Origin of the sequence: Desulfonema magnum (assembly GCF_017377395.1) — a bacterium.
Taxonomy (GTDB): domain Bacteria; phylum Desulfobacterota; class Desulfobacteria; order Desulfobacterales; family 4be13; genus Desulfonema_C; species Desulfonema_C magnum.
Genome location: NZ_CP061800.1, coordinates 6,921,960 through 6,937,916 on the forward strand (window position 1 = coordinate 6,921,960; position 15,957 = coordinate 6,937,916).

Sequence of the window (15,957 nt, forward strand, 5' to 3'; positions counted from 1 at the left end):
TGATTCGTTTCATCTTAGTTTATTCCGAAAACGAACACTGCACGCATGACGTGCTTATCATAATTTTCTGTAGCATCATTTATTTCATGCTGTACCCGTAACATCCATGTGCCAGGATGGGTTATTTTCACCTTGGCGGTTCCTTGTTCATCTGTCTCTGTAAAATAGGCATAAGTATTCGGATTTTCGGTGAAGCCGTCAAATGTCGCATAAACATTTGTGGAAAGCGGCTTTCCGTCAAAGAGAATTTTGCTGATTATAACGGATTTAGGGGAGGACCGGCCAAACCCTGTATGGGCGGCATATTTGTAGCAGCTTTTTTTTAACCGAAAAGAGAATGCCACAAAGACACGAAGACACAAAGAGACACGGAGAGCTTTCGTGAGACTTCGCGCGTTTGTGCCTTCGTGGCATTATAAGCCGCGCATCGCGTCAGTTTTTTCCGGAATGACAGTCGGAGAAAACAGCATGTTCTGATATGATAATTTCAGAAAGTTACGTTCTCCCCTGAATCCGTTATAATTAGGTCAATCCCCCTATAATTAGGTCAATCCCCCGCGGGCAGCAGGCGGGTATTTTATTTATTGGGAAATCTCTAAGAAGAACAGAATTGCAAGCGCCTAACACCTAACGCCTAACCCACCTATGAAAACTCCCTTTGTATTTGTTCCATCCATTCTGATGTCTTCACCTCTTCCGAGGGATAGAATCCGGGCGCAAATGGTTTGATATCTATCACCGGGCTTCCGTCAACCGCGTCCAATCCTTTTACTATCAAAATGTTTCCCTTTCGTTCCACCAGTTGAACCACGGTTGTAAGAACAGGATTGGGACGGGCAGGGCTGCAAGTGGCGAAAATGCCCATGAGCGGCAATTCTTTTCTTCCCATGGGATGAATTTTTGTAAGAGAGCGGCTTTCAGAAGGAATCTGATGCGCCCAGTAGAGAACCATCACATGAGAAAAATCTTCAATGCCTTCTAAAATGCCTTCCAATTCTTTTTCAATAATCACCTCGGATTCTTTTTCACGTATTTCATGAATCTTTTTTTTTGCCTGGGCAAATTTTTCCTGTAATTCAATATCATCTGAGCCGACTTTCAGAAGCGGTTCCTTTATTTCGTTTCTTACTATCCCCACAGGCATGAGTGTAACCTCGCCTGACTTTCCCATTTGTTGTGACATAGCAAACCGTCCTTTTTTTAACTATATGAAATTATAAAAAATTACTAAAAAAGTGCAGAAAAAAAGGATAAGAAAAGGAAATTTTTTCCCTTTCTTATCCGACTTCCTTGTAGTTCTTACATTAAAATCACATCCCCCACATAAGGCCCTGTGAAATTCTAATTTATCGGGACAACAACAGGATAGCCCTGATAATGCTCTATTCCCACGGTTACTCCGTAAACCGCTTCAATGATTTCAGGCGTAATATCATCGCGGTCCCCCGCAGCAAATATGAGGCCGTCTTTAAGGAAAATAAATTTATCTGAATAACGCAGAGCCATGTTGAGATTATGCATGGTCATCACGGCCGAGACCTGATGTTCTTCCACAACTTCCCTGATGATTTTAAGAATTTCAATCTGATTTTTCAAATCAAGGCTGCTGGTAGGCTCATCAAGCAGGAGAAGCCTCGGTTCCTGCACCAATGCCCTGGCAATACATATCTTCTGAAGCTCTCCCCCGCTCATCTCATTGATATATCTGAGTGCGAGAGACTCCAAACCGAGTTTCCTGATCGCGGCGTTTACGATTCGCAAATCATGTTCAGAGATATTAAATCTGACATGGGGTTTTCTGCCCAGCAAAATAGCATCAAACGCGGTCATCCGGTTGGAGTCGCTTCGTTGCGCCACATAGCCCAGCCGTTTGGCGATCTCTGTTCGCCCCAGTTTCAGAATGTCCTCATTTTCAATAAGAATCGAACCGGCTCCGGGCTTGAAGATGGCGTTCATACATTTCAGAAGTGTGGTTTTTCCAACACCGTTGGGGCCCATAATGGTGACGAGTTCATTGCAGTTCACTTCAAAACTGATATCATTCAGAACGTTTTTGCTGCGGTAATTAAATGCAACGCCGTTCACCTCAAGCATCATCGTCTGTACCCCCTGACAATCAGATAAATAAAAACAGGCGCTCCCATAAACGAAGTGAGAACAGCAACCGGGAGCGTATGCGGCGATATCATTAAGCGGGCCGCAGTATCCGAGGCAAGCAGGAGAATCCCGCCGGCCACGCAGGTTCCGGGTATCAGAAAACGCTGATCATCACCGATGAGACGCCGCACCATATGCGGACACACAAGGCCGACAAATCCGATAATACCGAGAAATGCAACAATCATTGACGTAAGCAGAGAAGCGCAGAACATGCCCAGCATCCGCACTCGGTCCACATTCACCCCCAGTCCTTTGGCCGTCTCATCTCCCGCGTTTATGGCATTGTAATTCCACTGGTTAAACATAAAATACACAACGGATAATACCAGAACCGCGGTCATCAGTCCGAGTTCATTCCAACTGGCCCTTGCCACATCTCCGAATGTCCAGAAAACCATTGCCGCCAGTTCTATGTCATCTGCAAAATACTGGATAAACACAGTGGCGGAGGTAAAAAGCGAACCCAGTCCTACGCCTGTGAGAACCATCACTTCGGGGGATGATCCCCGGATTCTTGAAACACCGATAATAATGCCCGTGGCAATGAGACTGAACATAAATGCCATAAATGTGGTAAAATAAGGATGAATGATTTTCACAGCACTTGCACTGCTGCTTTGCATGACGCCGGTTCCCATAATCATCACGGACAATGCAGCGCCGAAGGCTGCGGCATGAGTGATGCCCAGGGTAAACGGCGCGCCCAGGGGATTCCTAAGAACAGACTGCATCACTGCTCCGGCAACGGCCAGTCCAATTCCCGCGACAATCGCTGTGAGCGACTGGGGCAGCCGGATGTTCCAGATAATAATATCCCACTGCTTTGACAGGCTGTTCCCCATGAGGGTCTGTATCACTTCGGCCGGAGGAATGTGAACCGCTCCCAGGGAAATGGATAAAATAAAAAGAATCGCGAGGAGAACAACTCCGCTGATAATCAATGAAACCTTTCTGCTGATGTAACGTTTATACTCTGTCGGAAATTCAACACAGGTAAGATGCATATTCTTAAATTTTCCTCTCTGAAAAATTTTGCTCCGGAGTGCCAAACTTTCAGTTCGTAGTTCCGCGTTTAGGCGGTGTCACACCGCCTAAACGCGGAACTACGAACTGAAGAACTACGAACTGAAGAAATGCCTTAAAGGGAAAGTCTGGTAAAAACCTTTCCCTGGAAAGTTTTGTTCATCTCATCAAACACAGGCGTTCCCAGCAAAAATGTGTAAATTTCATCTGCCTTATCCCCGGGACTGATATCCCTGAACCTTTCCGGATAGAGAATGGTTCCCACATAATAGGCGTCAGCCAGGATTGAACCAAAATTCTGAGCATACCAGTTGTAAGGAAGAACACCATAAACTTGTCCTGATTTCACAGCCGTCAGTTGCTGATACGCGGGATCATGTTTCAGTTCATTCACCGCGCTTGCTTCCGGGGCTGAAATCAGCGACGCGAGATCAACAAAAAGGATGTCCGGGTCCCATTTGATAATTTTTTCTTTTGCCACGTTTGCATGGGAAAGTTCGGACAGACGTTTTCCAGAATCATAAGCGACATTTCCTGAATGGGTAAGCATAAATGGCGGATATGTCGGTTCTGTGGAGCGGAGACCCAGGGGGCCTTTGAATCCGATACCGCCCACATAACAGGATTTTCTGTCTGCATTGTCAATATCTGCTGTCCTTTTATCCAAATCCTGAATGATCCGGTTAAAAAAGGAAATGACGTTCTCCGCCCGGGTTTCTTTGCACATCACCTTAGCGATTATTCTGAGGGACTGGTACATATCTTCCCGGTAATTGGAAAAGTCTCCGTGATTCAGAACAATCACCGGAATACCGGTCTTGTTTTGAAGCTCAACCGGGTCATGCCCCGAGTTCGCAAAAGTCTTAAAGATCACCTGCGGCATGGGATTCAGACTGACAATCAGTTCGGGATTGTCATTTCCTCGAAATTCTCCGAAAATCGGGTAATCTTTGAATTGCGGGTTTGCAATGGCGTAAGGTCTTGTTTTCAAATCTGACTCCCGCTTTTCCATGTCATCTGCCGCGACAATCTTATTCTGTAATTTCAGATAAGTGAGAAATCTCAGACATCCCGGGCCTGAACAAATCACATGCTCAGGACATTTTGGCACTGTGACCTTACGCCCTGCTCCGTCTGTGACGGTGATGGTCTGAGAATCCCTGTCCGATGCCAGGCTGCTATTGCCTGCCATATAAAATATGAGAACAATTGCCGGAACAGACAGTAATATTCTTGTAATAATCTTCCTCATTTTGCACATCCTCTGTTTTTTACAATGCGCTTTTACATTTTAACTAACTGTTTTTATAAATGTTTTTAATAAAAAACCTCAGCCGTCTCATGTGGCAATAAAAAAAGCCACGAAAGCATTCGCGGAATTTTTTTTCCGTCCACAGCCTTCGTGGCTTTTTGATTATTTATTTGTCAGTAGCTCGAAAAGTTTTCAGGCTGTCGCGGGGCGGACACGACGGACGGGGGAGAAACCCGGCTTTTTCCGGCCGGGGAGACACTTCGTCCGGGAAAAAAGCCGGGTTTCTTTGCCGTCCCGCATACAGCCCGGAAACTTTTCGATCTGCTGATAGTGTTAAAGCTATTTTTTTTAATGCATGTGATTTCGTATCACATAATGAAACATTTCTTTTAAAATAGAAAATAATAATTGTCAAGTTTAAATTTTGAAGATGGAAAATAAGCGAAACGCTCTCTCTCAAAATATTCCGCCTCGGAAATCAGTTGAACCGAAAAAGAACTCAGAGCCTTTGTTCCATTGATTTTTTATTTCTGAAAATCTCTATTACACAGTCAATTTTAAGAGCAATAATATATGTCAATAAAATATAATTCAACCTATTGACAATCCATTTTCAAAAGCATAATATCCGTTATAAAATTTAATAGATAAGGAGGAAAGATAACGATGAATGAATTGAGTAATCTTCCGCTAATCTTTTGATAAAATTTTGATGGAAGCAATTTTTTTTATTGTAGGTTGGGTTGAGGAACGAAACCCAACATTTCCGTGGTCCGTCAACATGAGCGATGATCATTGGTGTTGGGTTTCGTTCCTCAACCCAACCTACGCAACTACGCAACTGAAGCGGGTCAGTGAGCCGCTTCAGTTCGTTGCAAAGGATGTCTGCGAAATTCTGACTGTTCAGAATCATCGCGACGCTCTTGCAGGACTCGATGATGACGAAAAGGGGGTAGCCAAAATCTACACCCCGGGCGGTATTCAGAAAATGCTTACACTTTACGAACCCGGGTTTTATACCCTGCTGATTCGTTCAAACAAGCCAGAAGCAAAACCGTTCCGGCGATGGGTGACACATGAAGTGTTACCGTCAATCCGAAAAACCGGTTTTTATTCTTTAGCGGACAGTGTGCAATCCCCAAAAATTAAATCTCTGAGTCACATGGCAGAAGACGATGCAGCAGTGGAAAAAATGTTCCGGAAACGAAAAAAACTGCTCACGGAACTCGGATTTGACAAAAGCGAGGCGGTGCTGAAGGCTATTGAATCCATACGCAAAGACACGGGCATTGATCTGGCCGGGCGTTTCGGATTCGACATTGCAGAACTAAAACAGCGTGTTTCCGGAACACCGGAAGGGTTACACAAAAAAGAGCCGTCCGGATCCGTTTCCGAAACAGCGGAAAAGTCCCACAGGAACACAGAATCCGGATCAGGCTCCTGTGTTCCGAAAAATTACAAAGGATGGAATCTCAAGACACGGGGCAAAAACAAAAAAGGAGAGGACATCTTCAATCTGACGAAAAAGATCGGGGGAAAAAACGACAGAAATACCTCGGGGTATGGGATCAGGAAAAAGCTGACCGGATCATTGATGAACTGAACCGGAAATACGAATCAGAAGAGAAAGCATCTTTCTGAAATATGTTCCCGTCACAAAAGCCCCTGTTTTCAGGACACGCAAAGCCGGAGCTTTGCGGACAAGTGCGTTATATTCCCATCACAAAAGCCCCTGTTTTCAGGACACGCAAAGCCGGAGCTTTGCGGACAAGTGCGTTCTCAAACCGGAGTTTGAGAACGAGGGGGAAGTGTTCTGAACACTGGATACAAACTTTATAACCATTTTGAATCAATAAATTAAATATCGGAGCGTATATATATTCAGAACACCACCGAATTCAGTACCAGCAGATCGAAAAATTCGGAATATTTCACTGAAAATCTCCCCGGCTCTTTTCTCGGAAAAAAGGGGAGATGCCAACTGTCCGGACGCTCTCGTTCCTTTTGTAAAGGGACCCAAGGGATTTTCGATCTGCTAAGTATATCTCATTTAAAAGCGTGTTTTTGCCGACGGCCGGAACTGATCAAAAAAGGGAGGAAAACTATGGAACAGAATGAATTTATAAAACAAATCAACATTAAGGGTCAGGAATATAATATTTCAGATATCAACAAGATTGAAGAAAAGGGAATGGCTGATATAAAAAGGCTGCCTTTTTCAGTCAAAATTCTTGTTGAAAATCTTTTGAGAAAACTGGATGGCCGTGTTGTCACAGAGGAAGACCTGCTGAATATCGCGGGTTGGAAAAAGCAATATGACGCGCCTGTGGAAATACCGTATCACCCCGCGCGGGTGCTGATGCAGGATTTTACCGGCGTGCCCGCAGTTGTTGATCTTGCGGCCATGCGGGATGCTGTAAAAACCCTTGGCGGCGATCCAAAAAAAATTAATCCGCTGATTCCGGTGGAACTGATTGTGGATCATTCTGTGCAGGTGGATTATTACGGCACCAAAAATGCGCTGACCAAAAATGTAAAAAAGGAATATGAACGCAACCAGGAACGATACGGACTTTTGAAATGGGCCCAGAAAAGTTTTGATAATTTCAGAGTTGTTCCGCCAAATTCAGGGATATGTCACCAAGTAAACCTGGAATATCTGGGGCGGATAATCATTACCGAGGAACTCAACGGAAACCTCATGGCTTACCCGGATACCGTGGTGGGTACGGATTCCCACACAACCATGATCAACGGCATCGGGGTCATGGGCTGGGGCGTGGGCGGAATTGAGGCTGAAGCGGTGATGCTGGGGCAGCCATATTATATGTCAATTCCCCAAGTGATCGGTTTCAAAATGGTCGGAGAACTGAAACAAGGCGTTACGGCCAGTGATCTTGTGCTGACGGTCACGGAGATGCTTCGAAAAGAAAATGTCGTGGAAAAATTTGTGGAATATTTTGGCCCGGGAATGAAAAATCTGACCATTCCTGACAGGGCCACCATCGCCAATATGTCCCCCGAATACGGCGCGACCATGGGGTTTTTTCCTGTGGATGAAAAAACCATAGAATATATGAAAATGACCTATCGGGAAGACCGCGCGGAAATTGCCGAAGCCTGCACAAAAGCCCTGGGACTTTTTTACACCGGAGAAAACGACCCGGAATATACCCGGGTACTCGAACTTGATCTTTCAACGGTCGGTCCGTCCCTGGCCGGTCCGGCCAGACCCCAGGACAGAATCGCTTTGAAAGACATGGAGAAAAATTTTCATGAAATTCTGCTCGGATGCAAACATGAAAGAGATGCGGACCTGGAAAATATCTCCACTTTTCATGACGAATCAGGAACCATGACATCCCGGGACGAAACCTGCGTGCCCGGGGATAAAAGAATGTATGAGGTGAACCTGGGAGGAACAACAAAAATAGGAGACGGGAGCATCGTCATTGCCGCAATCACCTCATGTACAAACACCTCCAATCCTTTTGTTTTGCTCGGGGCAGGATTGTTGGCAAAAAAAGCAGTCGAGAAAGGGCTGAAGGTCCCGTCTTATGTGAAAACATCACTTGCGCCAGGTTCCAAAGTGGTCGTGGATTATCTTGAAGACGCGGGACTGATGCCGTATTTTGAGGCCCTCGGATTTCATCTTGCAGGATTCGGCTGCGGCACTTGTATTGGCAACAGCGGCCCCCTGCACCCGGAGATAGAACGGGCAATTTCTGAGAATGATCTTTTTGTTGCCTCGGTTCTTTCGGGGAACAGAAATTTCGAGGCCAGAATCCATCAGGCCATCAAAGGAAATTTTCTGGCATCCCCCATGCTGGTGGTGGCGTTCGCCATTGCAGGAAGAATTGATGTTGATCTCACAACGACTCCCATGGGGTATAGCCCGAACAATGAAGCGATTTATCTCAAGGATATCTGGCCCGGGTCTGATGAGATCGCACCGCTTGTAAAAGCACATGTGAAACAGGAATTTTTTAAAGCAGAATACGAAAAAATTTTTGACGGAGATACATTCTGGAAGGAACTCCCTGTTGCGGAAAGCACGACATACAATTGGGATGAGGCATCAACCTATATCAAAAATCCGCCGTATTTTGAAAATTTCAATCTCGAATTGAATCCGCGTTCTGATATTGTCAACGCAAGAGCAATGCTTTTGCTTGGCAATTCAGTGACAACTGACCATATCTCTCCTGCGGGTGCCATCCCGGAGGAATATCCCGCGGGCCAATACCTTATTGGAAAAAATGTCTCGTCTGAGGATTTCAATTCCTATGGTTCCAGAAGAGGAAATCATGAAGTCATGATGCGGGGGACCTTCGGAAATATCAGGATAAAAAATCAGCTTGTAAAGGGAAAAGAAGGGAGTTTCACAAGGAAGTTTCCCGAGGACAGCGAGATGTTTATCTATGATGCCGCAATGAAATACAAAGACGAAGGCACGCCGTTGGTGGTGCTGGGCGGCAAGGAATACGGAACCGGCTCTTCAAGGGACTGGGCTGCAAAAGGAACAACCCTTCTGGGGATACAGGCCGTCATTGCTGAGTCCTACGAGAGAATTCACCGAAGCAATCTTGTGGGCATGGGTGTGCTGCCGCTGACGTTCAGACAGGGGCAGGGATGGGAAAGCCTCGGACTGGACGGTTCGGAGACATTCTCTGTCAGGGGAATCTCAGAAATGAAACCGAGAAAGGTCTTGCAGGCAAAAGCAGTACGAAAGGACGGAACCGAGGTGAGTTTTGAGGTGGTTGTCAGGCTGAACACGGAGATTGAGGTGGCGTATTTTGAAAATGGGGGCATTCTGCCCTATGTGATGAGGAAAATTTTGAAAGAACAATAAGCCTGGTGCTTTCTTTTCGCTACAGGGATTTTGTATAAGAAAAGGATTATAAGAAGAGGATGCGGTCCTTTTACTATGAAAATATATTTTGAAAAGCCGGGTTTTTGTCTGCTGACATTTTCATGGCCGGGGGCGAAAAGGGTATGTCCCACCTTTTACACAAGGACAGGTTTTATGTGTAAGAGGCGGGGACATATCCGTTTTTTTCGCCACAAAGGCACGAAGGCACGAAGTCTCACGAAGTCTGTTTGTGGTTTCTTTGTGGCTGATTTTCTCGGATAAGAGGCGGGGACATATCCGTTTTTTTTGCCACAAAGGCACGAAGGCACGAAGTCTCACGAAGTCTGTTTGTGGTTTCTTTGTGGCTGATTTTTTCGGATAAGAGGCGGGGACATATCCGTTTTTTTCGCCACAAAGGCACGAAGGCACGAAGTCTCACGAAGTCTGTTTGTGGTTTCTTTGTGGCTGATTTTTTCGGATAAGAGGCGGGGACATATCCGTTTTTTTCGCCACAAAGGCACGAAGGCACGAAGTTTCACGAAGTCTCTCTGTGGTTCCTTTGTGTTTTTGTGTCTGATTTTTTCGGATAAGAGGCGGGGACATATCCGTTTTTTTCGCCACAAAGGCACGAAGTCTCACGAAGTCTCTTTGTGATTCCTTTGTGTTTTTGTGGCTGATTTTTTCGGATGTGTAAAAGGTGGGACACACCCATTATAACGGATTTAGGGGAGGGCGGGAAGGCCCAGCAGGTGTGCGGCATATTTGTAGCAAATCATGTTGCAAATATGCCGCCCCCGCGGGGCTTGGCGGGGGGCCTGCAAATCTGCTGCTACAAACATGCCGCCCTTACAGGGCTTATTCGGCCCTCCTCTAAAATCCGTTATAATCAGTGGTTATCGTTTTAAAACGATCTGAGCATTGGGTTTTGACATGCCTCAATATCAGGTTTAATATTCGCTCTTTGGCATCGCTTGTCAAAGAAGGAATCTCCTCGTTATATTGCACGTCCGCATTCAGACCGGAAAATTTGAGAAGCTGCAACTCGTCTTTTGGCGGAGTAACCACATGGTAACTTCCTTTTGTGCAGCCCTTTTTTACTGACTGAGTTCCTTTGAACGTCGGGTTGCCGCAGCAATGGCATCAATAATATTTTGCCTGACCTTGTTCTCTTCCATGACCTTCAGCGCCGCCTCCGTAGTCCCTCCGGGAGAGGTGACTTTCCGACGCAGTTCTTCAGGAGATTCATCCCGCGCTTTCATGAGCTGAACAGCCCCTTCCAAAGTTGCCAGTGTCAGAACGGCTGCGTCATTCGGATCAAGCCCCACATTGATACCGGCCTGTGTCATGGATTCAGCCAGATAAAATACATATGCCGGCCCGGAACCGGAAAGCCCCGTTACCGCATCCAATTCTTCTTCTTTAAATTCAACAACCTTTCCCATCGCCTCCAGAATTGTTTTGGTCATCGTCACTTCATCGGCTGTGACATAAGCATTCGCGCTCATTCCGGACATGCCGGATAATACCAGAGCAGGGGTATTGGGCATGACCCGGATTATCGGCAATTTTTGTCTGGAACCGTCATCAAGGGGAGAATAAAGCAAAGCCTCTATTTTTCTGATGGGTATTCCCGCTGCAATGGAAATCACAAGTTTTCGATCTGATATGCCGTAGCCCTCCTGGCCTGAAATTTGGGAAAGTATCTGGTTCATCTGCTGAGGCTTGATTGCAAGCACAACAATATCACACTCCGAAAAAAGCCTGACATTATTATTCATGGTATGAATGCCGTAAGTCCCGCGCATCATATTAAGACGCTCTTCACTGATATCACTTACATATATCGTTGAAGGAGAAAATATCCCGGATTGAATGAGGGCACCCACAAACGCTTCCCCCATGTTTCCGGAGCCGATAAAACCTATTTTTTTATTTAATTCTGCCATTTGTTCTCCTTGATAGTTTTCATGTATGAAATCTGTTAAATTTTACGTTGAAATAACTTGACTTATTCTAAAAAATCAAGAATAAATATAAGGTTAAAATAATGAGTTTCGGCTTTGAACCTTTCAAAGAACAAGGTAAAACCATCAGAACCACAGATCAGACAGATGAAGGGATTGCACAGATTTTTTCAATCTTCGAAATCTGTGCTAATCTTTGATTCTGATATATAATCCAACTAATTTTTTATTATAAAAAAATCAAGCAATAAAAGGTTTTCAGATGTTTATCATTGGTCATTTTATTAAAGCAATTGCAGTTGTTCTTGAAATGGTACTAAATATATATATGCTGCTGATTATCGCCAATGCGATATTGTCATGGGTAAATCCGGATATTTACAATCCGGTTGTCCGTTTTGTCCATAATGTCACGGACCCTCTTTTGGCTCACATACGCAGAACAATTCCGGTTGTTTTCAGCGGCATTGATTTTTCACCGATTATTGTGCTTGTAGGCATTGCTTTTTTGAATAATTTTTTGGTCGGCAGTCTTTACAGTCTGGCTGCAACCTTTATGTAGAATTGAAAATTGAAAATTGAGAATTGTGGGCAAAGTATAAGGGATTTCCCCCAAAAATAAAATACCCGATTTTGTATCGGGTATGTTATTTATTTCGAATTCTCTAATGTGATGGTCTGAAATTCAAATTTATAATTTCAGATGATAACGATAGCCAGTTTCAAGTTTCGAGTTTCAAATTTCAAGTTTCAAAACAGAGGGCATATAATGGCAAAGATAGACGCTTTTTTCAAATTGATGAACGAGCAGGGAGCTTCGGATCTCCATCTCATATCGGGCCAGCCTCCCGCACTCAGGCTGAGAGGAGACCTGGAGCGGGTCAAGTACAAGGTTCTGGAAAATGACGAGTTAAAAGCCATGCTTTATGAAATTGCCCCGGAAGATAAAGTAAAAGTATTTGAAGAAACCGGGGATGTTGACTTTGGCTATGAAATCCCGGGACTTGCCAGATATCGGGCAAATTTTTTTATGCAGAAATGGGGATGTGCCGCGGTTTTCAGGGAAATTCCCAGTGATATCCTGACCGCGGACCAACTGGGACTTCCTCCTGTGTTGCGAAAACTGGCCATGCTTCCCCGGGGGCTTGTGCTGGTCACCGGCCCCACAGGGAGCGGAAAATCCACCACCATGGCAGCGATTCTTGATCTGGCGAATAAAAATCGTAAGGACCACATTCTTACTGTTGAAGACCCTGTGGAATTTGTACACAAAAGCCAGGGCTGTATTGTCAATCATCGGGAAATAGGCTCCCATACCAAGTCTTTCGGAGCGGCCCTGAAAGGTGCGCTTCGACAGGACCCGGATATTATTCTGGTGGGAGAAATGCGGGACCTGGAAACCATTGCTCTGGCTGTTGAAGCCGCGTCCACGGGCCACCTTGTCTTCGGAACCCTCCATACCAGCAGTGCCGCCAAAACCGTGGACCGTATTATCGAGGTGTTTCCGTCCAGCGAACAGGATCAGATTCGTTCCACGTTGGCAGATGGTATTCGTGCAGTGGTGGCTCAGAACCTGTTTAAAAAGAAACCCAAAGGTCGTTGTTGCGCCCAGGAAATTCTGATCGCCACTGCGGCAGTGCGCAACCTGATCCGTGAAAACAAGACCTATCAGATTGGCTCCGCCATACAGACCGGTAAAAAATACGGAATGCAGTTGTTGGATGATCACATTCAGGAGATGCTGGACAAAGGCTGGCTTTACCCGGAAGAGGCTTATCAGAAATCCATTGAAAAAGCCAGATTTGTCCCCTATTTGAAAGAAGCGCCGGATGTTCTTGATTAGCTGGCAGTTGTCAGTTTTTATTTAATTTATAATGAGCAAATAAAAGCTCCCCCTGCTGATATACGCAAAAATGCCGGACAAATCAATCAGGATGGCGGGGACCTGAACTCAGTTGAAAATATTCGACAAATCTCCCGTCATCGTTTATCTTATTGTTATATATAAAAAAATATAATGTCATATTTTAATGAAATAAGAAAATTAACTAAATCAATTCCCACATCTGTCGTTGATTTTTCACAGCCAAGAGACCGGACTTCACCACCGACACAAGCGTCCTCTAATTTCATAACAAACAAAGAACAGGGAGACTGGGCAGAAGATTTAATTTTCAGAGCAATTAATGAAGCATCTCATAATTATATTGCTGTCAGGTATGGTAAATCCGATGATTTAATAGCTGGAGAAGAGGGGTTTAATCAATTTTATAATGAATTCCAAGATGAACTGGATACAATTGGTAAAAGACCTGATTTATTAGTTTTTAAAAAAAGAAGATTTTGATTTGGAACTCGGTTATGACAAAAGCTATTGCAGGTTTAGAAATTCGTTCCGGCGCGTTTCTTATTGATAAATATGAAGAAGAAATGCAAAACAGAACGACAATACATCTTGATAAGGCAATAGAAATAAAAGACAAGATATTATCGGAATATTCAGATTTGTTAGAACACCCTAAGAAGAAACATTTTATTGAAATATTAAACGGTCTGAATAAAGATACAATAAATGCGATAAATTTCAGACGACCCAGTTGGTATGCGACAGACAGATTGTCCGAATTGTCTTTGCTTTTTAAAGACTTGAAAGAACACATTACGATTGTTCAAAAAAGAGATTATTTAAGCATTACCCCCAAAGTGGAAGATATTAAAGTTGTTTATAAATGGACTGAAAAGTTTAATGTCCCGCATTATTATTTTCAGGTATTCTTTGACAAATCTTACGGCATTTCTTTCAAAAATATATTATCCTTAGTAGCTGACCCTGAAAAGGAAGGTGAATATTACGAGATTAGCAAAGATATTAAGAATCAGAATAAGACAACAATAAAAATAAATACCCGAAAAACAACACAGGTCGCTTATAAAATAATTGAACCAGAACATAACAGTGTCAGGCGGGAAATGGGACGGGGAAGATTACTTTTCTATGTCACTTTTGAAAAAGGAACAGCATATTTGGATATTCACAGTCTGAAATCACTTTTAAATATTGAGGATTTTTAAGAGATGACTTTGGAGAAAACATACTCCCAAAAAGTTCCTTTGGCGCATCGTAAAAAATTCGCTCAGTTTTTCACGCCGGAACCCATTGCTCAGATAATGGTAAATTGGCTTTTAGGGAATGATAAGATATCCTCACTGCTTGAACCGGCATTCGGACTGGGTGTTTTTTCAAGGTTATTTTTGAAGAATCAGAAGAGAATTCAGATTACAGGATTTGATGTTGACCCTGTAATTTTTGAAATCGCAAAACAAAATTTCAATGATTTTTCAAATGTAAATTTGTTGTTGGAAGATTATATTTTCAATGATTGGGATACCAAATATGATGCAATCGTCTGCAATCCGCCATATTTTAAATTCCATGATTATCAGAACAAAAGCGCATTAGAGAAAATCAGAAATAAATTAAAAATAAATTTAAGCGGTTTTACAAATATTTATACACTGTTTCTTCTGAAATCAATATACCAGCTAAATGAAAAGGGTCGGATTGCTTATATCGTTCCTTATGAATTTCTTAATTCTGATTATGGAAAATATGTAAAAAAATATTTATTAACATCAAATACATTAAGACACATTATAATTTTTGATTTTAAACAGAATGTTTTTGATGACGCTCTGACCACAAGTGCAATTGTTTTACTTGCAAAAGATAAAAATGACAAACATATTTGTTTTTCCAAAATAAATGATATCAGACAACTAAATGAAATATCAACGATTATTAATGAATATCCAAATACAATTGGAAAAAATACAATAGATAAAAAAGTTCTGAATCCCAATATTAAATGGAGAACATATTACCAGAGACAACGAAGCCAGGAGTATAAAAATTTAATTCCTTTTAAAGACATGGCAAAAGTAGTTCGGGGAATTGCAACAGGCGCAAATGACTATTTCGCATTTAACAAGGAAAAAGCAAAAAAATATTCAATTAATGAAAATTTTTTATTACCCTGTATAACCAAATCAAAAGATACGGACACATCTTTATTTACTTCGGAACACTTTGAAAGACTTAAAAAAAAGAATGCCAATATTTATTTATTTAATGCCGGAAAAAAAATAACAGATGAAAATGTTCTGCGTTACATTGACATTGGCTTGCAGGCAGGTATTCATCAAAAATATCTGACATCAAAAAGAAACCCCTGGTATTTGCTTGAAAACAGACCGCCCGCCCCCATATGGGCAGGTGTGTTTAACAGAAATGGAATAAAATTTGTTCGTAATGAGGCAAAAATAAGTAATCTGACAGCTTTTCATTGTATATATCCGGTCAGCAATCTGTTCAGCAATGTTGAGACGGATCTGCTGTTTGCATATTTGTTAACAGATATTGCAAAACAGATTTTTAATGATAACAGACGGGAATACGGAGACGGGCTAAAAAAATTTGAGCCGAATGATTTGAATAATGCGCTGATGTTAGATTTGTCAGTATTAGACAACAAATTAAAAAAACGCATTTTAAATTTATATGCACAATACAGAGAATCAATAATTAATAATGTCGAAAATACAGAATATGTTGAAAACATAAATGAAGTTTTAAAAAAGGTTTACAAAAAATGAACCGGCGCTGTAGCGGACGTGAAAAAAGCCTGCGCCGGTGGATTTATCGTTAG

General features: G+C 42.9%; 14 protein-coding genes. 7 read left to right on the forward strand and 7 right to left on the reverse strand.

Annotated features, from left to right (window positions below):
- Positions 1-14: 14 nt before the first annotated feature.
- From dnm_RS26475 to dnm_RS26495, 5 genes are all read right to left on the reverse strand, one after another.
- On the reverse strand, positions 15-362 hold the full coding sequence (locus tag dnm_RS26475; protein WP_207679890.1) for a DUF4198 domain-containing protein: 348 nt from the start codon (positions 360-362) through the stop codon (positions 15-17).
- Between the two features lie 281 nt (positions 363-643).
- Positions 644-1,183 (reverse strand): tRNA (N6-threonylcarbamoyladenosine(37)-N6)-methyltransferase TrmO, encoded by a 540-nt coding sequence (gene tsaA, locus dnm_RS26480; protein WP_246556099.1) that lies wholly within the window; start codon positions 1,181-1,183, stop codon positions 644-646.
- 158 nt (positions 1,184-1,341) lie between these two features.
- Positions 1,342-2,097, reverse strand: a complete 756-nt coding sequence (locus tag dnm_RS26485) for an ABC transporter ATP-binding protein (RefSeq protein WP_207679891.1) — start codon at positions 2,095-2,097, stop codon at positions 1,342-1,344.
- A complete protein-coding gene (locus dnm_RS26490) occupies positions 2,094-3,164 on the reverse strand; it encodes a FecCD family ABC transporter permease (protein WP_207679892.1) in 1,071 nt (356 codons plus the stop codon). Before dnm_RS26490 ends, dnm_RS26485 begins: the two co-directional genes overlap by 4 nt.
- Before the next feature lie 134 nt (positions 3,165-3,298).
- Positions 3,299-4,435: an iron ABC transporter substrate-binding protein gene (locus tag dnm_RS26495; RefSeq protein ID WP_246556101.1), complete on the reverse strand. Its 1,137-nt coding sequence runs from the start codon at positions 4,433-4,435 to the stop codon at positions 3,299-3,301.
- A gap of 781 nt (positions 4,436-5,216) precedes the next feature.
- Here dnm_RS26495 and dnm_RS26500 point away from each other — a divergent pair.
- Positions 5,217-6,038 (forward strand): BRO-N domain-containing protein, encoded by an 822-nt coding sequence (locus tag dnm_RS26500; protein WP_207679893.1) that lies wholly within the window; start codon positions 5,217-5,219, stop codon positions 6,036-6,038.
- A gap of 501 nt (positions 6,039-6,539) precedes the next feature.
- Complete coding sequence (gene acnA, locus dnm_RS26505) at positions 6,540-9,287, forward strand: aconitate hydratase AcnA (protein WP_207679894.1); 2,748 nt, start codon at positions 6,540-6,542, stop codon at positions 9,285-9,287.
- An 870-nt stretch (positions 9,288-10,157) separates the two neighbouring features.
- On the opposite strand, the gene dnm_RS26510 is transcribed toward acnA, so the two are convergent.
- Both dnm_RS26510 and proC read right to left on the reverse strand, forming a co-directional pair.
- Positions 10,158-10,352 carry a hypothetical protein gene (locus dnm_RS26510; protein ID WP_207679895.1) on the reverse strand — a complete coding sequence of 65 codons (195 nt, stop codon included), beginning with the start codon at positions 10,350-10,352 and terminating at the stop codon, positions 10,158-10,160.
- 29 nt (positions 10,353-10,381) lie between these two features.
- Positions 10,382-11,233, reverse strand: coding sequence for a pyrroline-5-carboxylate reductase (gene proC, locus dnm_RS26515; protein WP_207679896.1), 852 nt, complete (start codon positions 11,231-11,233; stop codon positions 10,382-10,384).
- 280 nt (positions 11,234-11,513) lie between these two features.
- Between proC and dnm_RS26520 the strand changes: the two genes are divergently transcribed.
- From dnm_RS26520 to dnm_RS26540, 5 genes are all read left to right on the forward strand, one after another.
- Positions 11,514-11,813: a YggT family protein gene (locus dnm_RS26520; protein ID WP_207679897.1), complete on the forward strand. Its 300-nt coding sequence runs from the start codon at positions 11,514-11,516 to the stop codon at positions 11,811-11,813.
- Between the two features lie 207 nt (positions 11,814-12,020).
- Positions 12,021-13,094: a type IV pilus twitching motility protein PilT gene (locus dnm_RS26525; RefSeq protein WP_207679898.1), complete on the forward strand. Its 1,074-nt coding sequence runs from the start codon at positions 12,021-12,023 to the stop codon at positions 13,092-13,094.
- Positions 13,095-13,268: 174 nt separating this feature from the next.
- Positions 13,269-13,598: an AccI family restriction endonuclease gene (locus dnm_RS31410; protein ID WP_207679899.1), complete on the forward strand. Its 330-nt coding sequence runs from the start codon at positions 13,269-13,271 to the stop codon at positions 13,596-13,598.
- 14 nt (positions 13,599-13,612) lie between these two features.
- The gene (locus tag dnm_RS26535; RefSeq protein WP_207679900.1) at positions 13,613-14,323 is read left to right on the forward strand and encodes an AccI family restriction endonuclease; all 711 of its coding nucleotides are present in this window, start codon (positions 13,613-13,615) and stop codon (positions 14,321-14,323) included.
- 9 nt (positions 14,324-14,332) lie between these two features.
- Positions 14,333-15,904, forward strand: coding sequence for an HsdM family class I SAM-dependent methyltransferase (locus dnm_RS26540; protein WP_207679901.1), 1,572 nt, complete (start codon positions 14,333-14,335; stop codon positions 15,902-15,904).
- The last annotated feature ends 53 nt before the right edge of the window (positions 15,905-15,957 follow it).